Below are 21,877 nucleotides of genomic sequence, written 5' to 3' on the forward strand. Positions count from 1 at the left end.
CTTTTTCTTCCTTCTGTATGACGCTCAAGCTCGCCATCGCGCAACTCAATTTTGTGGTGGGCGACCTCGCCGGCAACGCGAAAAAGATCGTCGACGCCGCGCGCCAGGCCCATGCACAGGGCGCGCGTCTCTTGTTGACGCCCGAACTCTCGATTGCCGGCTATGCGGCGGAGGACCTGTTCCTCCGTCCCGCCTTCACCGAAGCCTGTGATGATGCCGTGAAAGGCATTGCTGCCGCTCTGGCCGACCTCAAAGACATGGTCGTGGTGGTGGGGCATCCAACCGGCGGCAGCCTGCGCAGTCGCTCGGTGGCCGTGCAAATGCGCCACAACGCGGCCAGCGTCATCAAGGAAGGCCGCATCCTCGAAACCTACGCCAAGCGCGAACTGCCGAACTACCAGGTGTTCGACGAGCGCCGCTATTTCACGCCGGGGCAGGGCACTTGCGTGTTCGAGGCGGGCGGGGTTTCCGTTGGACTGCTGATCTGCGAGGACGCCTGGTTCGACCAGCCGGCCGAGCTGGCCCGCGACGCCGGCGCCGAGGTGCTGGCCGTGATCAACGCCTCGCCCTATCACGTGGGCAAGGAGGGCGAGCGCGTCGCGCGCATGGCCGACCGAGCGCGTGCCGTGGGGCTGCCGCTGGTGTATGCGCACCTGGTCGGCGGGCAGGACGAGGTGGTGTTCGATGGCGCTTCGTTCGCGCTGCAGGCCGATGGCACCACCGCCATGCAGGCGGAGAGCTTCCGGGAGAAGCTGGTCTTCGCGCAGCTGGAGCGCACGCCCCGGGGCAGCGTCGGCTTCGTGGCCGAGCCGGCTGCCATCGCACCCCCGCGCGACGCCGAAGCACAGCTCTGGGACGCACTGGTGCTGGGCGTGCGCGACTACGTCGGCAAGAACGGTTTTCCGGGCGCCATCCTGGGGCTTTCGGGCGGTATCGACTCCGCATTGGTGCTTGCGATCGCGGTCGATGCACTGGGCAAGGACAAGGTTCGCGCGGTGATGATGCCTTCGCCTTATACCGCCGACATCAGCTGGATCGATGCGCGCGACATGGCCGGCCGCCTGGGCGTGCGCTACGACGAGATTTCGATCAAGCACACCTTCGAATCCTTCAAGGATGCGCTGGCAGAGGAATTCAAGGGCCGGCCCGAAGACACGGCGGAGGAAAACATCCAGGCCCGCATCCGCGGCACGCTGCTGATGGGGCTGTCGAACAAGTTCGGCGCCATCGTGCTCACTACGGGCAACAAGAGCGAGATGGCCACCGGCTACTGCACACTCTACGGCGACATGGCGGGCGGTTTCGCGGTCATCAAGGACCTGCTCAAGACCACCGTGTTTGCGCTGGCGCGCTGGCGCAATGCCCACGATCCGTACGGCATGGGGGCGGCGCCGATCCCCGAGCGGATCATCACGCGGCCTCCCAGCGCCGAGCTGCGCCCCGATCAGACCGACCAGGACAGCCTGCCGCCCTACGACATCCTTGACGGCATCCTGGCACGCTACATGCAGGACGACGAAGGCATCGACGAGATCATTGCCGCGGGCTACGACCGCGCGGTGGTCGAGCGGGTTGCGCGGCTCATCAGGATCAACGAATACAAGCGGCGTCAGGCGCCGGTAGGCATCCGGGTCACCCACCGAAGCTTCGGCAAGGATTGGCGTTACCCTATCACCAGCAAATTCAACGAAACCGCCGGAGCGCAAAAACCATGAAGCAGATCACCGCCATCGTCAAACCCTTCAAGCTCGAGGACGTGCGCGAGGCCTTGGCCGAAGTGGGCGTTACCGGACTGACCGTCACCGAGGTCAAGGGCTTCGGCCGCCAGAAGGGGCACACCGAGCTCTACCGCGGCGCCGAATACGTGGTCGACTTCCTGCCCAAGATGAAGGTGGAAGTTGTCGTCAACGAGGCCGATGTGGAACGCTGCATCGAGGCCATCGTCAGCTCGGCGCGCACCGGGAAGATTGGCGACGGGAAGATTTTCGTGACGGACGTGGAACGCATCGTGCGGATCCGCACCGGCGAAGAAAACGAGAACGCAGTCTGAAGCAAAAGCCTCCGGCAACGGGGGCTTTTTTCGAACCGCGCGCCTCAGAGGTTTTCCGACAGCCTGTCTTCGCGCGGGTGGAGCGGCACTTCGGCGCGCAGCGCCGTGAGCAGTTCGGGCACGTCGGTACCGGTGCGGATCAGTTCCATCTGCCATTCGCCCATGAAGCCTTCGCGCACGCTGTGCGCCAGGAAGCCCAGCAGGCCGTCGTAATAGCCGACGGTGTTGAGGATGCCGGTCGGCTTGTCGTGATAGCCGAGCTGGCGCCAGGTCCAGATCTCGAACAGTTCCTCGAAGGTGCCGATGCCGCCCGGCAGGGCGACAAAGGCGTCGGCGCGCTCGCCCATCATGGCCTTGCGCTCGTGCATGGTGTCGACCACATGCAGTTCATCGCACAGCGGGTTGGCCAGTTCTTTGTCGACCAGTGCCTTGGGGATGATGCCGACCACGCGGCCGCCGGCGAGGCGGGTGGCCTCGGCCACCGTGCCCATCAGGCCTGTGCGGCCGCCGCCATAGACCAGTTGGCCGCCATGCCGGCCGATCCATTGGCCGACCGCTTGCGCGGCCTGGGAAAACTCGGGGCGCTCGCCGGGGCGCGAGCCGCAATACACGCAAATCGAAAATTCAGGATTCATCCTGCCATCATGCCGCAGCCCGCGGGCCTGCTCATGACACGAATCGTTGCCACAACGCCGCCGCCCAGATGCCCCCGCAAAGCGTGAGCGAGAGCAGCACCGCGGCGCTGCCCATGTCCTTGGCGCGCTTGGAGAGGTCGTGCCACTCGGGCCCGATGCGGTCGATGGCTGCTTCGACGGCGGTGTTGAGCAGCTCGACGATCATCACCAGGATCGCGCTGCCCGCGAGCAGCGCCACCTCGGTCCAGCCGTGTCCGAGCCAGAAGGCGGCCGGGATCATCACGATCGACATGATGGCTTCCTGGCGGAAAGCGGGCTCGCTCCAGCCGGCGCGCAGGCCGTGCAGAGAAATCAGCGCGGCATGCCAGACCCGTTCGAGGCCCTTGCGGGCTTTCTGCGGATTGACGGAGGGATCGGGGAGCTTGGGCAAGGCACTCATCGGCGACTCATCGGTTTGGAGGTGATGAGCCGTGTACCGGCCCAGGCGTCGTGCCAGAACTGGCGCTCGGGGTGAAAACGCGCCAGCAGCGCCCAGACGGCGACCCAGCCGAAAATCAGGACGGTCGATTCGCCGCCCGACAGCTTGAACGGCGCAATGGCGGCCAGCGGCGGCAGAAACCAGACCCAGCTCAGCAGGTAGCGCGCCAACGCCCGGCGCTGGCTGACAGGCCGTCCGTGTGCATCGACGATGCGGATGTTCCAGGTCTTCATGGCGAGGGTCTGGCCCTTGGTCCAGAACCAGACGAAGTACACGCCGAACACCACGAAAAGAAAAGCCTGAAAAAGATGGCGCCGTGAATCCATGGCGTCGCGCATCTGGCCCAGCGTGCTGAAGAGCCAGCCTGAAACGAACACCACGGCGAACAGCAGCATGCCCTCATAGAGCCAGCAGGCCATGCGGCGCCAGAGGCCCGGCACTATCGAAACAGGAGCGTGGGTTGCTGGAGGAATCTGCGAGGCGGCCTGATCGGAGCCCGACGCCTCGGGGGAGCTGGAAACCATCGGAGCCTTGGGATCAGGGGGCAGAGGGAGGTGCCTCGGCCCCAGAAGACGGCGCCGGTACCTGGGCTTCCGCCGGAACCGGCGCGGACGTGGCGCTGGCTGGCGCCGGGGGCGCAGGCGTGACGGAAACCGCCGGCGTCGTGACCGCGGGGGCTCGCTCCGGCGGCGAGGCCACCAGGATCGTTGCGGGCACGGCCGGGGGCGGCGGTGCCAGCAGGATTCTGGGCGTGTGCTGCCCTGCAGGCGTGACGGCCGGCACCGGCACGAGCTTCTGGGACGAAACCGGCCGAACGGGAATGGCTGCCCCGCGTGGCTTGGGTGGGGCGCGTTCCGCAAGCTTGCGCTTTTCTTCCTCGCTCAAGGCTTGGTACTGCTCCCATTTGACTTTGCGCTCGTCGGGTGAAATGCGCTTGACCTCGGCGAAGTTCAGGCGAGCCTGCGCACGTTGCTGGTTGCTCAGGGCAGCCCATTCGATCATGCGGCTGTGCAGGGTGGATTGATCTTCGGCTGACATGCTCGCGTAGTTGCGAGACAGCGCCAGCCATTTCCTTTTCTGGCCGACGTTCAGCGTGTTCCAGTGAACGCTGAGCGGCTTGAGGGCCTGCTGCTGCTCGGCCGTGAGTTCGCTCCAGAGTGGCCTTGTGGTCGAGACGGCCTTCGGGCTGGTGGCAGACGCGGAACTTGCCGGGGTCGAGCCCTTGACCGCCGCCTCGGTGGGGGGCTGGGCGTTGGCGAGCGTCAGGCCGAAGGCTGCGACCGCAAGCGCACCCGCCCAAACGACTACGCCCGCCTGGAGCGGGCGCAACGGATGGGTAGTGTTCGCGCTGGAGATGGAGCGGCGTCGCATTCGGTTGGTGAGGGTTCAGTCGGAGGCGCTGTCGGCCTTCAGGAATTGAGCGAAACCGGGGTCGGTGTAGGCGGCGGGCGGCAGGTCGCCCGTCAGCAGCGCGGAATCCACTTCGGCCAGTTCGCTGGCGCGATCGTCCTCCTGCATCGCGCTGATGGCGATCAGGCCGGCCACGAGTGCGATCAGCGGCACCACGGAGCCGATGCGGGTCCACCAGCTGCCACCCATCGTGAGCGTATGACCCGACTGCACCGCCACAGTCGCGGTTCGCAGCTGCGGAGGCAGCTTGCGCGCGGCCACGGCCTGTGCGCGCGCCACGCGAAGCCGTTCGCCGATGTCGTGCGGCAACTCCCGATTGCCGGCCGAAAGGCGGGCAATCACGCGCTGACCGAACTGGTCTTCGGCGGTGCTGGAAGTTGATGTTGGAACCTTAGTGTTCATAGCGATATTCCCTTGGCCTTGAGCGCCTTGCTCAGAGCGTGAACGGCTCGCGAACAATGGGTTTTGACGCTGCCCTCGGAGCAGCCCATCGCAGCGGCCGTCTCTGCGACGTCCATTTCCTCCCAGTAACGCATCAGGAAAGCCTCGCGTTGACGACCCGGCAGTGCCGCGATCTGTTCCTCGATTTCGTGGAAGACCTGGGCGCGGCGGGTCGTGTCTTCGGCACTCTCCGATTCCCTAGAGTCGGTCGGCGAGACGAAGTTCTCCAGCAGGTCGAAATCTCCGTCGTCGTCGACCGATTCGAAATCGCTGAGGTTGGAGAACAGGGCACGCCGGGTTTTCTGGCGGCGGAACCAGTCGAGCGTGCAGTTCGACAGGATGCGCTGGAACAGCATCGGCAACTCGGCCGGCGGCTTGTCACCGTAGTGCTGCGCCAGCTTCATCATGCTGTCCTGCACGATATCGAGCGCAGCTTCTTCATCCCGCACGTGGTAGACCGAGCGCTTGAAAGCGCGCCGTTCGACGCTTTTCAGGAAGTCGGAGAGTTCTTGTTCAGTGGCCAAGCGAGAGGGGGCGCGAAAGGCGCGCCGCATGGGAAAAGGGGTCTGGCGATTGCGTAAGTCGCATGTGTGTTTATCGCCGCGGATTATGCCTTTGTGGCTTTACAGGGCAGCTGAAGCGAATCTGAACGCCCAGAAATGTCATAATTCGCCTTGCAAGTCAAAAGGCAAACGGGTCACGGTCCGGCGGAACATCAGTCCGCCCATGGCTTTGGCCTCAAGTCCTGGCGCGGCCCCACAAGGGTTGGCAAGGGGCACCCAAGGTATTTCGTTCCCGAAATAACACAAAGGTTGATCATGGAAATCTCCAAGGCGGAAATCGCTTCCGCAGCAGCCGCGTCCTCAGGCGCAGGCAATCCGACGCAAGAACTCATGGGCGCTGAAGTGCTGGTCAAGGCACTACAGGCCGAAGGCGTCCGGTACGTCTGGGGCTACCCGGGCGGCGCGGTTCTCTACATCTACGACGCGTTCTACAAGCAGGACACCATCCAGCACGTGCTGGTACGCCACGAGCAGGCTGCCGTCCACGCGGCCGACGGCTATGCGCGCGCCACCGGCGACGTCGGCGTGGCGCTGGTCACCTCCGGTCCTGGCCTGACCAATGCGGTCACCGGCATCGCGACGGCGTACATGGACTCGATCCCGATGGTGATCATCTCGGGCCAGGTGCCGACGGCCGCCATCGGCCTCGACGCCTTCCAGGAATGTGACACGGTCGGCATCACCCGTCCCATCGTCAAGCACAACTTCCTCGTCAAGGATCCCAAGGATCTGGCCATGACGATGAAGAAGGCCTTCCACATCGCACGCAGCGGCCGTCCCGGCCCGGTGGTGGTGGATGTGCCCAAGGACGTTTCGTTCAAGAAAACGCCTTATGCAGGCTATCCCGACAAGGTCGAGATGCGCTCGTACAACCCGGTCCGCAAAGGCCACGGCGGACAGATCCGCAAGGCGCTGCAATTGCTGCTGGCCGCGAAGCGTCCCTACATCTACACCGGCGGTGGCGTGCTGCTGGGCAACGCCACCAACGAGCTGCGCACGCTGGTCGACATGCTCGGCTATCCGGTCACGAATACGCTGATGGGCCTGGGCGCCTATCCGGCGAGCGACCGCAAGTTCCTCGGCATGCTGGGTATGCACGGCACCATCGAAGCCAACAACGCGATGCAGAACTGCGACGTGCTGCTGGCCGTGGGCGCGCGCTTCGACGACCGCGTGATCGGCAACCCCAAGCACTTCGCGCAGAACGAACGCAAGATCATCCACGTCGACATCGACCCGTCGAGCATTTCCAAGCGCGTGAAGGTCGACATCCCGATCGTCGGCGACGTGAAGGACGTGCTCACCGAGCTGATCTCGATGATCCGCGAGAGCACCACCAAGCCCGACGCCGGCGCGCTGGCCGACTGGTGGAAGACCATCGAAGCCTGGCGCTCGCGCGACTGCCTCAAGTACGACCGCGGCAACAAGGACGTGATCAAGCCGCAGTACGTGGTCGAGACCCTCTGGAACATGACCAAGGACGCCGACGCGTACATCACGTCGGACGTGGGCCAGCACCAAATGTGGGCTGCACAGTACTACCGCTTCGACGAGCCGCGCCGCTGGATCAACTCGGGTGGCCTGGGCACCATGGGTGTGGGCATTCCCTACGCCATGGGCATCAAGCTCGCGAAGCCCGATTCGGAAGTGTTCACCATCACCGGCGAAGGCTCGGTGCAGATGTGCATCCAGGAACTCTCCACCTGCCTGCAATACAACACGCCGATCAAGATCTGCTCGCTCAACAACCGCTACCTGGGCATGGTGCGCCAGTGGCAGGAGATCGAATACTCCGGCCGCTACAGCCACAGCTACATGGACGCACTGCCCAACTTCGTGAAGCTCGCCGAGGCCTATGGCCATGTCGGCATGCTGATCGAGCGTCCACAAGACGTGGAGCCCGCGCTGCGCGAAGCACGCAAGCTCAAGGACCGCACGGTGTTCATGGACTTCCGCACCGACCCCACCGAGAACGTGTTCCCGATGGTGAAGGCCGGCATGGGCATCACCGAGATGCTGATGGGTTCCGAGGATCTCTGATCCGCGGGGCATTTTTCTCTCGCTCAACCTTTACTGACGAATCTATTGCCCGCCAAGCCCGCGCATTACCGTGCGCGGGGGAGGGCGGCGAAAAGAGGAGTCACGCAAACATGAAACACATCATTGCAGTGCTGCTGGAAAACGAGCCGGGTGCTCTTTCCCGCGTGGTGGGCCTGTTCTCGGCCCGTGGCTACAACATCGAATCGCTGACGGTCGCACCCACGGAGGACGCGAGCCTCTCGCGCATGACCATCGTCACGACCGGTTCCGACGACGTGATCGAGCAGATCACCAAGCACCTGAACCGCCTGATCGAAGTCGTGAAGGTCGTCGACCTGACCGAAGGCGCCTACACCGAGCGCGAGCTCATGATGGTGAAGGTGCGCGCGGTCGGTAAGGAGCGCGAGGAAATGATGCGCATGGCCGAAATTTTTCGCGGCCGCATCATCGACGTGACCGACAAGAGCTACACCATCGAACTCACTGGCGACCATGGCAAGAACGACGCTTTTCTGGAAGCGATCGAACGTAGCGCTATCCTCGAGACTGTCCGTACCGGTGCCAGCGGCATCGGCCGCGGCGAGCGCATTCTGCGCGTGTAGGAGGGTAAAGGCGCCCTCAGTTCATTCGTTCATCCACACATGAGGCAAAAGTGATGCGAGGTCTGCTCGGTTTCGACAGGATGGTGACTCCCGCGATCGTCCGGGTGCTCTACTTTCTCGGCCTGCTGGGCGTGATTGTCCTTGCGGGGGCGGCGCTCTACCAGCGCCAGTACCTGCCGGCCTTCACGTTCCTGATCTTCGGTGCCATCGGTGTTCGCATCTACAGCGAACTGCTCATCGTGCTGTTCCGCATCCACGACAGCCTCGTGTCCATCAACCAGCAAATGAAGGACCGGAATTCCTCCGGCCTCTGAGTGAAATTCACCCGCTCTGCGGGTGCTTGAGATTTTTTAGGAGAAATACATGAAGGTTTACTACGACAAAGACGCGGACCTGAGCCTCATCAAGGGCAAGACGGTGGCAATCATCGGTTACGGCTCGCAAGGCCATGCGCACGCGCAGAACCTGAACGACAGCGGCGTCAAGGTCGTGGTCGGCCTGCGCAAGGGCGGTGCTTCGTGGGACAAGGTCGGCAAGGCCGGCCTGCAGGTCGCCGAAGTCGCCGACGCCGTGAAGGCGGCCGACGTGGTCATGATCCTGTTGCCTGACGAGCAGATCGCCAACGTCTACAAGAACGACGTGGCCCCGCACATCAAGGAAGGCGCTTCGCTCGTCTTCGCGCACGGCTTCAACGTGCACTACGGCTTCGTTCAGCCGCGCGCCGACCTCGACGTGTGGATGGTGGCCCCCAAGGCCCCCGGCCACACGGTGCGCAGCACCTACACCCAAGGCGGCGGCGTGCCCCACCTCGTGGCCGTGCACCAGGACAAGACCGGCAAGGCGCGTGACCTCGCGCTGAGCTACGCCACCGCCAACGGCGGCGGCAAGGCCGGCATCATCGAGACCAACTTCCGCGAAGAAACCGAGACCGACCTGTTCGGCGAACAAGCGGTTCTGTGCGGCGGTACGGTCGAGCTGATCAAGGCCGGCTTCGAAACGCTGGTGGAAGCCGGCTACGCGCCCGAAATGGCCTACTTCGAATGCCTGCACGAACTCAAGCTGATCGTCGACCTGATCTATGAAGGCGGCATCGCCAACATGAACTACTCGATCTCGAACAACGCCGAATACGGCGAGTACGTCACGGGCCCGCGCATCGTGACCGACGAGACCAAGAAGGTCATGAAGCAAGTGCTGCGCGACATCCAGACCGGCGAATACGCCAAGAGCTTCGTGCTCGAGGCCGCTGCCGGCCAGCCTGCGCTGATCAGCCGCCGCCGCCTGAATGCAGAGCACCAGATCGAAGTCGTCGGCGAAAAGCTGCGCGCGATGATGCCCTGGATCAAGAAGAACAAGCTGGTCGATCAGACCCGCAACTGATCTTCCTCCCGGCGAGAGGGTGCTTTCGGCACCCGTTTCCCAAGGGCCACCCGTCGCGGTGGCCCTTTTGTTTGCAGGGGCCGAAGAGGTCCCCTGAACTACACTGCAAGCCATGCGACTCACAGACATAGATGCTATCGAATGGATAGCTGACCGCGCAGCGCCCGCGAGCGATGGAGGCCATTCCAATGCATGACGATACGATTCCCGACGACGTGCAGCCGCGCAAGCGCCGCAAGGGCATCTACATCCTGCCGAACCTGTTCACGCTCGCGGCGTTGTTCGGCGGTTTCTACTCGGTCGTGATGGCCATGAATGCGCGATTCGACCTCGCGGCGCTCGGTGTGTTCGCCGCGATGATTCTCGACAGCCTGGACGGGCGCGTGGCCCGCATGACCAACACGCAGAGCGCGTTCGGCGAGCAGATGGATTCGCTGTCCGACATGGTGTCGTTTGGCGCCGCGCCGGCGCTCATCGCCTACGAGTGGTCGCTCAAGGGCCTGGGCCGCTGGGGCTGGATCGCCGCCTTCGTGTATTGCGCCTGCGCGGCGCTGCGGCTCGCGCGCTTCAACGTGAACACCGGCGTGGTCGACAAGCGCTGGTTCCAGGGGCTGCCGTCGCCCGCGGCTGCTGCACTGGTGGCAGGCTTCATCTGGCTCGTGGACGAATGGGGCAAGCGCGGCGGGGAGGTGCTGTATCTCTCGTGGACGCAGATCACCTGGGTCACCTTTGCCTTCACGCTGTATGCGGGCCTCACGATGGTCACCAATGCGCCGTTCTACAGCTTCAAGGACATCCAGATGAAGAAGAGCGTGCCCTTTGCCGCAATCGTGCTCATCGCGCTCGGGATCGCGGTCATCAACATCCATCCGCCCACCGTGCTGTTCGGCCTTTTCGTCATGTACGGCCTGAGTGGCTACGTGGTCTACGCGTGGCGCAAGGCCAAGGGGCAGCCGGCGAGCGTGATCAGCACCTCGACCGAAGAGCCGGACGAACGGGGCTTGCATAACTGACGGCGGCTTGTGCTACATTCACAGCCCTCATGACCAAGATTTCGCTGCTGGCCCTACTAGCCCTCCCTCACGGGCGGAGACGGTAGCGCACGCGCAAATCCCTCACCACGGCCCGTTCGCACCAGCAACGGGCCGTTTGTTTTTGGGGTTGCTGGTTGATTACCAACCATCTCAGAGAAATCGACATGCTCAAGCAACCTCAAAGCAAATACCGCGCATTCGCCCCGATCGGCCTCAAGGACCGCACCTGGCCCGATGCCGTGCTGACCAAGGCGCCGATCTGGCTGTCGACCGACCTGCGTGATGGCAACCAGGCGCTGGTCGAGCCCATGGACATCGAGCGCAAGATGCGCATGTTCGAAACCCTCGTGGCCATCGGCTTCAAGGAAATCGAAGTCGGCTTTCCCTCTGCCTCGCAGGTCGAATTCGACTTCGTGCGCAAGCTCATCGAGGAAGACCGCATTCCCGACGACGTGACGATCCAGGTGCTGACGCAGGCGCGCGACCATCTCATCGAACGCACCTTCGAATCGCTGCAGGGCGCACCGCGCGCCATCGTGCACCTCTACAACGCCGTGGCGCCCGTGATGCGCCGCGTGGTGCTCGGCATGGACGAAGACCAGATCGTCGAGCTCGCCAGCAGCCATGCCCGCATGTTCAACGAGTTCGCCGCCAGGCAGCCGAACACGCAGTGGACCTTCCAGTACTCGCCCGAGATGTTCTCCGGCACCGACGTGATGTTCTCGAAGCGCGTGGTCGATGCGGTAACCGAGGTCTGGGCCCCGACGCCGCAGCGCAAATGCATCGTGAACCTGCCCACGACGGTGGAGCATTCAACGCCGAACATCTTCGCCGACATGATCGAGTGGATGCACCGCAACCTTGCGCGCCGCGATTCGATCGTGCTGTGCGTGCATCCGCACAACGACCGCGGCACCGGCACCGCGGCCGGCGAACTGGCCTTGATGGCCGGCGCCGAGCGCATTGAGGGCTGTCTGTTCGGCAATGGCGAGCGCACCGGCAACCTTGATCTCGTGAACGTCGCGCTCAACCTCTACACACAAGGCGTTTCGCCCGAGCTCGATTTTTCGAATATCGACGAGATCCGTACCACCGTCGAGCACTGCAACCAGATTCCCGTGCACCCGCGCCATCCGTATGTGGGCGACCTCGTCTACACCTCGTTCTCGGGCTCGCACCAGGACGCGATCAAGAAGGCCTTCGCCGCGCGCAGGGAAGGCGACATCTGGGACATGCCTTATCTCCCCATCGACCCGAAGGATGTGGGCCGCAGCTATGAAGCCGTGATCCGCGTCAACAGCCAGTCCGGCAAGGGGGGCATGGCCTACCTGCTCGAGAGCGAATATGGCCTCGAGATGCCGCGCCGCCTGCAGATGGAATTCATGCAGACCGTGCAACGCGTGATGGACGTTGCCGGCAAGGAGCTCACCGCCGCCGACCTCTGGCAGTTGTTCGTGCGCGAGTACGGCATCGAGACCGCTCAGGCACTGCAGCACCGCGTGATCGAGGAAGAAGGCGAGGGCGCCAGCGCCTCCGTGGTCCTGCGCGGCGACCTGTCGTGGAACGGTGAAACCCATGCCATCGAAGGCCGCGGCAACGGCCCCATCGACGCCTTCACGCAAGCACTGAGCCAGGCCACCGGCCATACGGTACGCGTGATGGACTACCACCAGCATGCCATCGGCGCCGGCGCCGATGCGAAGTCCGTGGCTTACCTCGAACTGCGCGTCGACGAAAGCCGCACGCTGTTCGGCGTGGGCATCGACGCGAACGTGATCACGGCGTCGCTGAAGGCAATTGTCTCGGGCGTGCAGCGTGCTCGTGCCCTGGGCGCACACGGCGCACAATCGGTGGTTGAAGCCGCCTGACGCTGCCGACGCGCAAGGTGGGAACGAACACAGGAGATCCACGATGACTGACCAACTCATTATTTTCGACACCACCCTGCGCGACGGGGAGCAGTCGCCCGGCGCCTCGATGACGCGCGATGAAAAGATGCGCATCGCCAAGCTGCTGGAGCGGCTGAAGGTCGACGTCATCGAAGCCGGCTTTCCCGCCAGCTCGAACGGCGACTTCGAGGCCGTAAAGGCGATTGCCAATGCGATCAAGGACTCGACGGTGTGCGGCCTTTCGCGCGCCAACGACCGCGACATTGCGCGCGCGGCCGAGGCCCTCAAGGGCGCGGCCCGCGGGCGCATCCACACCTTCATCGCGACCTCGCCGCTTCACATGGAGAAGAAGCTGCGCATGTCGCCCGACGAAGTGCACGAGCAGGCCAAGCTGGCCGTGCGTTTCGCGCGCAACCAGCTGGCGGACGTGGAGTTCAGCCCCGAAGACGGCTATCGCAGCGACCCGGACTTCCTGTGCCGGGTGCTCGAAACCGTGATCAACGAAGGTGCCACCACCATCAACGTGCCGGACACTGTCGGCTACGCCGTTCCCGAGCTCTACGGCAACTTCATCAAGATGCTGCGCGAGCGCATTCCCAACAGCGACAAGGCGATCTGGTCGGTGCACTGCCACAACGACCTCGGCATGGCCGTGGCGAATTCGCTGGCGGGCGTGAAGATTGGCGGCGCGCGCCAGGTGGAATGCACCATCAACGGGCTGGGCGAGCGCGCGGGCAACTGCTCGCTCGAGGAAGTGGTCATGGCGGTGAAGACCCGCAAGGATTATTTCGGGCTCGACCTGCGCATCGACACGCAGCACATCGTGGCCGCGAGCCGCATGGTCAGCCAGACCACCGGCTTCGTGGTGCAGCCCAACAAGGCGGTGGTGGGGGCCAACGCCTTCGCGCACGCCTCGGGCATTCACCAGGACGGCGTGCTCAAGGCGCGCGACACCTACGAGATCATGCGCGCCGAGGACGTGGGATGGGCGGCCAACAAGATCGTGCTTGGCAAGCTCAGCGGCCGCAACGCCTTCAAGCAGCGACTGCAGGAGCTGGGCGTGGCCATGGAAAGCGAGGGCGACATCAATGCCGCGTTCCTCCGGTTCAAGGAGCTGGCCGACCGCAAGTCGGAAATTTTCGACGAGGACATCCTCGCGCTCGTCAGCGCGGAAGAGGTGTCGAACGTTGGTGAGCAGTTTGCTTTCGTTTCTCTCTCCCAGCACAGCGAAACCGGCGAGCGCCCCCAGGCGAAGGTCGTGTTCACCGTCCAGGGCAAGGAAGTCACCGGCGAATCCGACGGGAATGGCCCGGTTGATGCTTCCCTGAAAGCCATCGAGTCGCACGTCAAGAGCGGCGCCGAAATGGTTCTTTACTCTGTCAATGCCATCAGTGGCTCGACGGAAAGCCAAGGGGAGGTTACAGTTCGGTTACAAAACGCAGGGCGGGTGGTCAACGGTGTGGGTGCAGACCCGGACATCGTGGTCGCTTCGGCAAAGGCTTATTTGAGCGCGCTCAACAAGTTACAGAGCCAAGCTGAGAGAGTTGCGGCACAGGGTTAGGTTTTAGGCGGTCCTTGATTTTCGATTGAAGAAGAGGACGCAAGTAACTGATATTGCGTGCCTTTTTTGATTTCGATACACTGCGGTCCTCGTTTGTCGCCGCTGGAGATTTATAAATGTCTGAAGCCCGTCTCCGCCGAGTTTCCAGCCAGCGGTTTCTACCCGCACTCAAAATGCTCGCCGTTGCGCTGTGCGCCGCGGCGTTTTTGCTGCCTGGCGCCCAGGCCGCGAAGAAAGAAAAGCCTGTCGCCAAAGCCGCCGTCGCCAAGAAGGCGAAGGGGCCGGTGCCGGTCGAGGTCAAGCGCAGCGCATCGTCCAAGACGGCGCGTGCCGGACGGGCCGAGAACAACGAAAAAGCGGACAAGGTGGTTCGTGGCGGCCGCAATGTCGTGGCCACCATCCGCAAGAGGAACGGCAAGACTGTAGTGGCCGTGCAGCGCCGCTCGGTGGTTCGCGTCACAGAGGCGCCGCGCCAATCTTTCGGCCAGATGGCTGGCCTGCATGGCACCGAGGACGTGCTCGACCTGAAGTCGAGCGTTGCGCTGGTCGTCGACCAGGACACGCACGAAGTGCTGTTCAGCAAGAACGACCATGCCGTGCTGCCGATTGCATCGCTCACCAAGCTCATGACCGGCCTGCTCATCAGCGAGGCCCATCTGCCGAACGACGAACTCATCACCATCACGCAGGATGACGTCGACACCGAAAAGCGCAGCAGTTCGCGCCTGACGGTCGGCACCACGCTCTCGCGCGGCGAACTGCTCCACCTGGCGCTGATGTCGAGCGAAAACCGCGCCGCGCACGCGCTGGGCCGCACCTACCCGGGTGGCCTGACGACCTTCGTGAGCATCATGAATGCCAAGGCCAAGATGCTCGGCATGAAGGACACGAGCTACGTGGAGCCCACCGGCCTGTCGAGCCGCAACCAGTCGAGCGCGCAAGACCTGGCGCTGCTGGTCAATGCTGCCTACTCCGATGCCACGGTGCGTTCCCTGTCCACTTCGCCTGAGTACCAGGTCGAGGTCGGCAACCGCGTGCTGCAGTTCAACACGACCAACCGCCTCGTGAAGAGCCCCGATTGGGAAATCGGCGTGCAGAAGACCGGCTACATCTCCGAAGCCGGCCAGTGCCTCGTGATGCAGGCCCGGGTGGCCGGGCGCAAGCTGATCATGGTGTTCCTGGATTCGGCCGGCAAGTTCAGCCGCATCGCCGACGCCGAGCGGGTTCGCCGCTGGGTGGAGGCCACCCATGCCAACGGTACGCCAGCCGCTTCTTCGCGCAATACCAGCTACCAGGTGGCCGGCTGATCGATTCGCAACAGTCCGTCAGACCGCAATGAAAACAGGCCCTTCGCAGGGCCTGTTTGCTTTTGAGGCCGGCCTTCTTCTTCGGGTCAGCCTGCCGGCGGGGTGCTGCTGCTCGTGGGCGACGGCGTGACGGCCATTCCGTCCTTGAAGCCCAGTGCGCCCGAGATTTCATTGGCCGTGGCCTGAAGCTTGGGCAGCCAGCCTTCGTCCAGCCGGTCGGCCGGCGCCGAGATCGACAGGCCCGCCACCAGCTTGCCCTGATCGTCGTAGATGCCGGCAGCCATGCAGCGCACGCCCAGTTCCAGTTCCTCGTTGTCGCGGGCGATGCCGTACTGGCGCGCCTTCGACAGCTCACGCTCCAGCGCCGGCAACTGGGTGATGCTGTTGCGCGTGTGGCCCGCCAGGCCCGTGCGCGTGGCATAGCTGCGCACCCGCTGCGGATCGTCCGCCGCCAGGAACAGCTTGCCCGTCGAGGTCAGGTGCAGGGCGGCCCGTCCGCCGATGGCCCGGACCACCTGCATGCCCGAGCGCTCGCTGTAGGAGCGCTCGATGTACACGATTTCGTCGCCCTGGCGCATGCTGAGGTTGACGGGCTGCTGCGTCAGCTTGTGCAACTCGCGCATCGGGCCGAGTGCTGCATCGCGCACGTTGAGCCGGCCCTTCACCAGGTTGCCCAGCTCCAGCAGGCGCATGCCCAGCCGGTAGCTTCCGGCTTCGGGCCGGTCGACGAAGCGGCCGACCGCCAGGTCGTTGAGGATACGGTGCGTGGTCGAGGGATGAAGCCCGGTCTTTTCGCTGATTTCCTTCAGCGAAATCGCCTCCTCGCGGGATGCCAGGACATCGATCAGCGCGAACATGCGCTCGATCACCTGGATCACGGGAACGGCGGGAATGTCGGATTGGTTTTTTCTCATGGCGCTCTGCGGTGATGACCGGGCGCCATTTTACCTTGTGAAATCGCCCGGCGCCTGCCAGTGTCCATCCACCAATACTTCGTGCGGGGAGAAACGCGCCTTGTAGCTCATTTTCGGGCTGTGTTCGATCCAGTACCCGAGGTAGACGTGCGGCAGCCCCAGCTTGCGGGCCTGCTCGATCTGCCAGAGCACGCTGTAGGTGCCGTAGCCGGTGGAGATTGCCCCCACGCTCGACCCTTCGTGTTCTCGCTGCCCCCCCTGGGGGCCGTCCGCTTGCTCGAGACGGCCCGGCGCGGCGCGGGTATCGGGCTCGTAGAAGGTGTAGACGGCCGAGATGCCGTCGTTCAGCACGTCGAGGATGGACACCATCCTGAGCGCGCCCGCACTGCCGTCGGGCAGCGTTTCGCGGAACTCCACCAGCCGGGAGTTCACACGGCTCTGCAGCAGGAACTGGGTGTACTGGTCGATGCTGTCGTGGTCCATGCCGCCGCCCGCGTGGCGGCCGGTCTGGTAGCGCAGATAGAGCTGGTAGTGCTCGGGCATGAAGCACAGCTTGAGCACGCGCGCCTGCAGGCCGGCATGCTGTTTGAGCGCGCGGCGCTGGCTGCGCGTGGGCCGGAAACTGTTGGCCAGCACCCGCAGCGGAATGCATGCCCGGCAGCCGTCGCAATAGGGGCGGTAGGTGAACATGCCGCTGCGCCGGAAGCCGCTGAGCACCAGGTCTGAATAGGCGTCGTTGTGGATCAGGTGGCTGGGCGTGGCCACCTGCGAGCGGGCCTGCCGGTCCGGCAGATAGCTGCAGGGGTAGGGCGCCGTTGCGTAGAACTGCAGCGTGTGAAGCGGAAGGTCCTTGAGGTGCGTCACGTCGGTGAAAGAGGTCGCGCGGAAAGGAGTTCGGACCAGTATACGGGGTCGAATCGCCAGCGTGGGCCCTCCTGTTGCCGTACCCGCGCCACGTGTGCGACGAAGCGTTTGCGCGCCATCTCGTGGGCGCCGAGGCTCGCGAGATGGGAGGTGTTCTGCTGGCAGTCGATCATCTGGACGCCGGCATGCCGGCACAGCGCCACGAGCGCGGCCAGTGCGATCTTCGAGGCGTCCGGCCGGCGGGTGAACATCGACTCGCCGAACACCGCGCGGCCCAGGGCTACGCAGTAGAGTCCGCCCGCGAGCTTGCCGTCGATCCAGGTCTCGACGCTGTGGGCATGGCCGGCGTCGTGCAAATCCGTATAGGCCCTGACCATGTCCGGCACGATCCATGTGCCCGACTGGCCGACGCGCGGCGAGGTCGAACAGGCCTTGATGACGGCCGCGAAGTCATGGTCGATGCGCACCTCGCATCCAGGTGTCTCCATGAAGCGCAACAGCGTCTTGCGCAGCGACCGGTGCAGCTTGAACTCCGCCACCTGCAGCACCATGCGGGGGTCCGGGCTCCACCACAGAATCGGCTGGTCTTCGCTGAACCAGGGGAAGACGCAGTTGCCATAGGCCTGCATCAAAGTATCGACATCGAGCGCCCCACCGGCCGCCAGCAGCCCGGGGACGGGGTCGGCCACGCCCCAGGCAGAGGCGGGGTCGGGCAGGGCGTCTCCGGGTTCGAGCCAAGGCAGTTGTCGCATGGGCATAGGTATACACGGCTTCGCGAAACCGAATCCAGCCGGGTGAAAATCGCACACCGCTGACGCGCCACAAGGTTCGGCCCTCACGCTGCGGCACCACAAAACCCGCCGAAAACCCTATAGTCCACAGCTTGCAATCGCAGCTTCCACAAGCAGATCAGGCAGGCCCGCGCACACGCCGGGGATGAGCACAAGAGGACCATGTTGACCACTGAACCCAATCCCACGCGCTTCGGCAGCGGCCAGGCGGTGCGCCGCCTCGAGGACGAAAGCCTGCTGTCAGGCGCCGGACGCTACACCGACGACCTCACGCTTCCCGAGCAGGCGCATCTCGTCTTCCTGCGATCCTCCTATCCGCACGCGCGTATTCTCTCCATCGACACCAGCGCCGCCGCCGCCATGCCCGGCGTGCTGCGCGTGATTACCGGTGCCGAGATGGCCGAGGCCGGCGTCAAGCCCCTGCCGGGCGCCGCGGGCTTCAAGCGGGCGGACGGCAGCGACAGCGCCAGCCCGCCGCGCTATGCCATCGCGCACGAGCGCGCACGCTTCGTCGGCGAAGTCGTGGCCGCCGTGGTGGCCGATACGGTGCAGCAGGCCCGCGATGCCGCCGAGGCCATCATGGTGGACTACGAAGACCTGCCCATGGTGGTCGACCTTGAGAGTGCCATCGCCAGCGATGCACCGCTGTTGTGCGAAGAAGCGTCGGGCAACATCGCCGCCGAAATGCGCCACGGCAGCAGCGAGGCCGCGACCGCGGCCTTCGCCAAGGCCGCCCATGTGGTGGCGCTCGACGTGCACAACCAGCGTGTGGTCGCCCTGACGATCGAGCCGCGTTCCGTGCTGGCGGCGCGCGACCCCGAAACCGGCCGCCTCACGATCCGCATGAGCACGCAGATGCCCTCCGGCGTACGCGATTCCGTCTGTGCCGCCATCGGCCTTCCAAAGGAAAAGGTGCGCGTGGTGGTTGGCGACGTCGGTGGCGGCTTCGGCATGAAGACCGGTGCCTACCCTGAAGACATTGCGGTCGCCTTCGCCGCACTGCAGGTGGACCGGCCGGTGAAGTGGGTGGCCGAGCGCAGCGAGGAGTTCCTGTCGAGCGCGCACGGGCGCGACATCGAGGCGCGCGCCGAAATGGCGCTCGACGCCGACGGCAAGATCCTGGCCCTGCGCATCAAGACGCTGGCCAACGTAGGCGCCTACGCCACTGGCACCGGTGTCGCGATCCAGCTGTTGATCGGCCCCTGGGTGCAGACCAGCGTCTACGACATCCAGACCATCGACTTCCATTTCAAGGCGGTGCTCACCAACACCGCGCCCACCGGCGCCTATCGCGGAGCAGGGCGCCCCGAGGCCATCTTCACCATCGAGCGGCTGATGGACGAGGCCGCGCGCCAGACCGGTATCGACCGCATCGCGCTGCGCCGCCGCAATTTCATCCGCCCCGAGCAGATGCCGTACCAGAACCCGATGGCGCAGACCTACGACACCGGCAACTTCGAGTCGGTGATGGACCAGGCGCTGACGCTCGCCGACTGGGAGGGCTTCGAGACCCGCGCGGCCAACTCGGCCAGCAAGGGCAGGCACCGCGGCCTGGGCATCGCCACCTTCCTCGAATGGACAGGCGGCAATGTGTTCGAGGAGCGTGTCACGGTCTCGGTGCAGGCCGATGGCGTGATCGAGGTGTTTTCCGCCGTCAACGCCATGGGGCAGGGCATTGCCACTTCGCTTGCGCAACTCGCGGTCGATGCCTTCGGCGTGCCCATCGAGAAGGTGCGCGTGGTGCTCGGCGATACCGACCGCGGCGACGGCTTCGGCAGCGCCGGTTCTCGCTCGCTGTTCACCGGCGGCTCGGCCGTGCGCGTCGGTGCCGAGCGCACCATCGACAAGGCGCGCGAACTCGCCGCGCAGGAGTTCGAGGCCTCCATCGACGACATCGTCTACAGCCGCGGCGTCTTCAACGTGGCCGGCACCGACCTCGAACTCGACCTCTTTGCGCTTGCCGCCAAGCAGCCCGAGCGAGAGATCTTCGTCGACTCCACCAGCACCGTGGCCGGCCCGACCTGGCCCAACGGCTGCCACATCTGCGAGATCGAGATCGATCCGCCTACCGGCGAAATCAGCGTGGTGGCCTACAGCTCGGTCAACGACGTGGGCCGGGTCATCAATCCGATGATCGTGCGCGGCCAACTCGAGGGCGGCGCGGTGCAGGGTATCGGGCAGGCGCTGTACGAGCAGGTGGTGTACGACAACGAAACCGGCCAGCCCGTCACCGGCAGCCTGATGGACTACGCGGCCCCGCGCGCCGACATCGTCGACACGATGTTCCAGATGGAGATGGACGAATCGACGCCGTGCAAGAACAACCCGCTGGGCGTGAAGGGCGTGGGCGAGCTCGGCACCATCGGCGCCACGCCGGCCATCGTCAATGCGGTGGCCGATGCCTTTGCACGCAATGGCCTCGCCACGCGCGCGCCGCGCCTGCACATGCCGCTGAGCCCGGCGCGCGTGTGGCAGGCCATGCAGACCATCGACTGAGCATTGCGGTGCGGTGGACCTGAAAGGCGCAAGCCATGCTCGTCACCACCGAACTGCAGACCGACCCGATCCGCGTCGCCAGCTACCGCTGCGACGCGGGGCCCGATGCGCAGCCTTTCACCGAACTGCATGAAGGCTACTCGGTCTCGTATGTGCGCAAGGGCAGCTTCGGCTACCGCACGCGCGGCCAAGCCTACGAACTGGTCGCCGGATCGGTGCTGGTCGGCTGCCCGGGCGACGAGTACGTCTGCACGCACGACCACCATGTCTGCGGCGACGAGTGCCTGGCCTTCCACCTGTCGCCGGGCTTTGTCGACCTGATCGGCGGCGACCGGAAGACCTGGCGCACCGGCGGCTTGCCACCCCTGGCCGAACTCGTGGTGATCGGCGAACTCGCGCAGGCCGCGGCCGATGGGCACAGCGACGTGGGCCTGGACGAACTCGGCATGTGGTTCGCGAGCCGCTTCGTCGAAGTCGTGTCCGACCGAGCCAAGTCCGGCTCCGCGTCCACGGCCGTACCGCGCGACCGCCGCCGCGCGGTCGATGCCGCGATGTGGATCGACGCGCACTCGCAGCACGACATCGGCCTTGATGGCGCCGCCGCCGAAACCGGCTTGAGTTCGTTCCACTTCCTGCGGCTCTTCTCTCAGGTGCTGGGCGTCACGCCGCACCAGTACCTCGTGCGCTCGCGCCTGCGGCATGCCGCGCGCCTGCTGGCCGACGACGGCAGCCGGCCCGTGACCGAGGTGGCGCTCGACGTGGGCTTTGCCGACCTCAGCAACTTCGTGCGCACCTTCCGCCGCGCTGCCGGCGTGTCGCCGGGGGGCTTTCGCAAGGCGGCCCGGGGCGACCGCAGGATTTTCCAAGACCGCATCGCCGCGCTCCTCGATGATGACCGCCTGATCAACCCCTGAAGCGAGGTTTGCCATGGCCACGGTCTACAAGGAATTCATCGTCGAGGCGGATGCTGCCCGGGTATGGGATGCGCTGCGCGACTTCAAGGCGGTGCACACGCGGCTGGCACCGGGTTTTCTCACCGGCTGCACGATCGACGCCGAAGGCGCCCGCATCCTCACTTTCGCCAACGGTCTTGTCGCGCGCGAAATGCTGGTCGGCATCGACGACGCCCATCGGCGGCTGGCCTACACCGTCACCGGCGGGCAGGCCGCCCATCACCATGCTTCCGCGCAGGTTTTCACCGAGGGAGAAGGCCGTTCTCGCTTCGTCTGGATCACCGACGTGCTGCCCGACGCCATCGCGGCCTACATCGAGCCGATGATGGCGCAGGGTGGGATGGCCATGAAGGCCGCGCTCGAGGGCCGCTCCGCTTCGGCAGCCGCCTAGATGTGAAGCTCCAATAGGTTGTATCCGGTGTTCATCCGGATTGGGTTTGAGAGACTGGAAGTCGCCAAACACCCAATC

At 64.8% G+C, this 21,877-nt stretch carries 22 protein-coding genes; 13 read left to right on the plus strand and 9 right to left on the minus strand.

The window, feature by feature from the left end; genetic code table 11:
- Positions 1-17 precede the first annotated feature (17 nt).
- The gene (locus ACCC97_RS02115; RefSeq protein WP_007834251.1) at positions 18-1,715 is read left to right on the plus strand and encodes an NAD+ synthase; all 1,698 of its coding nucleotides are present in this window, start codon (positions 18-20) and stop codon (positions 1,713-1,715) included.
- Entirely contained in the window at positions 1,712-2,050 is a 339-nt protein-coding gene (locus ACCC97_RS02120) for a P-II family nitrogen regulator (protein WP_007834250.1), read from the plus strand. The genes ACCC97_RS02115 and ACCC97_RS02120 overlap by 4 nt, the downstream gene beginning before the upstream one ends.
- Before the next feature lie 44 nt (positions 2,051-2,094).
- Here the strand turns inward: ACCC97_RS02120 and ACCC97_RS02125 are convergent, their stop codons facing one another.
- Genes ACCC97_RS02125 through ACCC97_RS02150 form a run of 6 tightly spaced genes read right to left on the minus strand, consistent with a single transcriptional unit; the run spans position 2,095 to position 5,538 of the window.
- Entirely contained in the window at positions 2,095-2,685 is a 591-nt protein-coding gene (locus ACCC97_RS02125) for a TIGR00730 family Rossman fold protein (protein WP_413331470.1), read from the minus strand.
- A gap of 31 nt (positions 2,686-2,716) precedes the next feature.
- Positions 2,717-3,124, minus strand: coding sequence for a diacylglycerol kinase (locus ACCC97_RS02130; RefSeq protein WP_413331471.1), 408 nt, complete (start codon positions 3,122-3,124; stop codon positions 2,717-2,719).
- Positions 3,121-3,687, minus strand: coding sequence for an RDD family protein (locus ACCC97_RS02135; protein WP_413331472.1), 567 nt, complete (start codon positions 3,685-3,687; stop codon positions 3,121-3,123). The genes ACCC97_RS02130 and ACCC97_RS02135 overlap by 4 nt, the downstream gene beginning before the upstream one ends.
- A 13-nt stretch (positions 3,688-3,700) precedes the next feature.
- Positions 3,701-4,534: a DUF3106 domain-containing protein gene (locus tag ACCC97_RS02140; RefSeq protein ID WP_413313167.1), complete on the minus strand. Its 834-nt coding sequence runs from the start codon at positions 4,532-4,534 to the stop codon at positions 3,701-3,703.
- Between the two features lie 15 nt (positions 4,535-4,549).
- Complete coding sequence (locus ACCC97_RS02145; RefSeq protein WP_007834240.1) at positions 4,550-4,975, minus strand: DUF3619 family protein; 426 nt, start codon at positions 4,973-4,975, stop codon at positions 4,550-4,552.
- Positions 4,972-5,538 carry an RNA polymerase sigma factor gene (locus ACCC97_RS02150; protein WP_413331473.1) on the minus strand — a complete coding sequence of 189 codons (567 nt, stop codon included), beginning with the start codon at positions 5,536-5,538 and terminating at the stop codon, positions 4,972-4,974. Before ACCC97_RS02150 ends, ACCC97_RS02145 begins: the two co-directional genes overlap by 4 nt.
- A gap of 294 nt (positions 5,539-5,832) precedes the next feature.
- Between ACCC97_RS02150 and ACCC97_RS02155 the strand changes: the two genes are divergently transcribed.
- From ACCC97_RS02155 to ACCC97_RS02190, 8 genes are all read left to right on the plus strand, one after another.
- Positions 5,833-7,617, plus strand: coding sequence for an acetolactate synthase 3 catalytic subunit (locus tag ACCC97_RS02155; protein ID WP_007834237.1), 1,785 nt, complete (start codon positions 5,833-5,835; stop codon positions 7,615-7,617).
- A 110-nt stretch (positions 7,618-7,727) separates the two neighbouring features.
- Positions 7,728-8,219 carry an acetolactate synthase small subunit gene (ilvN, locus tag ACCC97_RS02160; RefSeq protein ID WP_007834236.1) on the plus strand — a complete coding sequence of 164 codons (492 nt, stop codon included), beginning with the start codon at positions 7,728-7,730 and terminating at the stop codon, positions 8,217-8,219.
- Positions 8,220-8,272: 53 nt separating this feature from the next.
- Positions 8,273-8,533 (plus strand): DUF4282 domain-containing protein, encoded by a 261-nt coding sequence (locus ACCC97_RS02165; protein WP_007834235.1) that lies wholly within the window; start codon positions 8,273-8,275, stop codon positions 8,531-8,533.
- Between the two features lie 49 nt (positions 8,534-8,582).
- Positions 8,583-9,599, plus strand: a complete 1,017-nt coding sequence (gene ilvC, locus ACCC97_RS02170) for a ketol-acid reductoisomerase (protein ID WP_007834233.1) — start codon at positions 8,583-8,585, stop codon at positions 9,597-9,599.
- A gap of 188 nt (positions 9,600-9,787) precedes the next feature.
- The gene (pssA, locus tag ACCC97_RS02175; protein WP_007834231.1) at positions 9,788-10,612 is read left to right on the plus strand and encodes a CDP-diacylglycerol--serine O-phosphatidyltransferase; all 825 of its coding nucleotides are present in this window, start codon (positions 9,788-9,790) and stop codon (positions 10,610-10,612) included.
- Positions 10,613-10,797: 185 nt separating this feature from the next.
- Positions 10,798-12,501 (plus strand): 2-isopropylmalate synthase, encoded by a 1,704-nt coding sequence (gene leuA, locus ACCC97_RS02180; protein WP_413331474.1) that lies wholly within the window; start codon positions 10,798-10,800, stop codon positions 12,499-12,501.
- A gap of 43 nt (positions 12,502-12,544) precedes the next feature.
- Complete coding sequence (locus ACCC97_RS02185) at positions 12,545-14,083, plus strand: 2-isopropylmalate synthase (RefSeq protein WP_007834227.1); 1,539 nt, start codon at positions 12,545-12,547, stop codon at positions 14,081-14,083.
- 116 nt (positions 14,084-14,199) lie between these two features.
- Positions 14,200-15,390: a serine hydrolase gene (locus ACCC97_RS02190; protein ID WP_413331475.1), complete on the plus strand. Its 1,191-nt coding sequence runs from the start codon at positions 14,200-14,202 to the stop codon at positions 15,388-15,390.
- A gap of 86 nt (positions 15,391-15,476) precedes the next feature.
- On the opposite strand, the gene ACCC97_RS02195 is transcribed toward ACCC97_RS02190, so the two are convergent.
- The 3 genes from ACCC97_RS02195 to aat are packed head-to-tail and all read right to left on the minus strand — an operon-like array spanning position 15,477 to position 17,920.
- A complete protein-coding gene (locus tag ACCC97_RS02195; RefSeq protein ID WP_056599149.1) occupies positions 15,477-16,304 on the minus strand; it encodes an IclR family transcriptional regulator in 828 nt (275 codons plus the stop codon).
- A gap of 30 nt (positions 16,305-16,334) precedes the next feature.
- Positions 16,335-17,168, minus strand: a complete 834-nt coding sequence (locus tag ACCC97_RS02200) for an arginyltransferase (RefSeq protein ID WP_007834223.1) — start codon at positions 17,166-17,168, stop codon at positions 16,335-16,337.
- Positions 17,165-17,920 (minus strand): leucyl/phenylalanyl-tRNA--protein transferase, encoded by a 756-nt coding sequence (aat, locus tag ACCC97_RS02205; protein ID WP_413331476.1) that lies wholly within the window; start codon positions 17,918-17,920, stop codon positions 17,165-17,167. The genes ACCC97_RS02200 and aat overlap by 4 nt, the downstream gene beginning before the upstream one ends.
- Before the next feature lie 201 nt (positions 17,921-18,121).
- Between aat and ACCC97_RS02210 the strand changes: the two genes are divergently transcribed.
- From ACCC97_RS02210 to ACCC97_RS02220, 3 genes are read left to right on the plus strand one after another with little or no spacing between them, the layout of a single operon-like run.
- Positions 18,122-20,455 carry a xanthine dehydrogenase family protein molybdopterin-binding subunit gene (locus ACCC97_RS02210; RefSeq protein ID WP_413331477.1) on the plus strand — a complete coding sequence of 778 codons (2,334 nt, stop codon included), beginning with the start codon at positions 18,122-18,124 and terminating at the stop codon, positions 20,453-20,455.
- A gap of 35 nt (positions 20,456-20,490) precedes the next feature.
- A complete protein-coding gene (locus ACCC97_RS02215; RefSeq protein WP_413331478.1) occupies positions 20,491-21,369 on the plus strand; it encodes a helix-turn-helix domain-containing protein in 879 nt (292 codons plus the stop codon).
- 13 nt (positions 21,370-21,382) lie between these two features.
- Entirely contained in the window at positions 21,383-21,799 is a 417-nt protein-coding gene (locus tag ACCC97_RS02220) for an SRPBCC family protein (protein ID WP_413313184.1), read from the plus strand.
- Positions 21,800-21,877 lie beyond the last annotated feature (78 nt).

It is taken from the genome of Variovorax sp. Varisp85 (genome assembly GCF_047304045.1).
In the GTDB taxonomy this organism is placed as follows: domain Bacteria; phylum Pseudomonadota; class Gammaproteobacteria; order Burkholderiales; family Burkholderiaceae_C; genus Variovorax.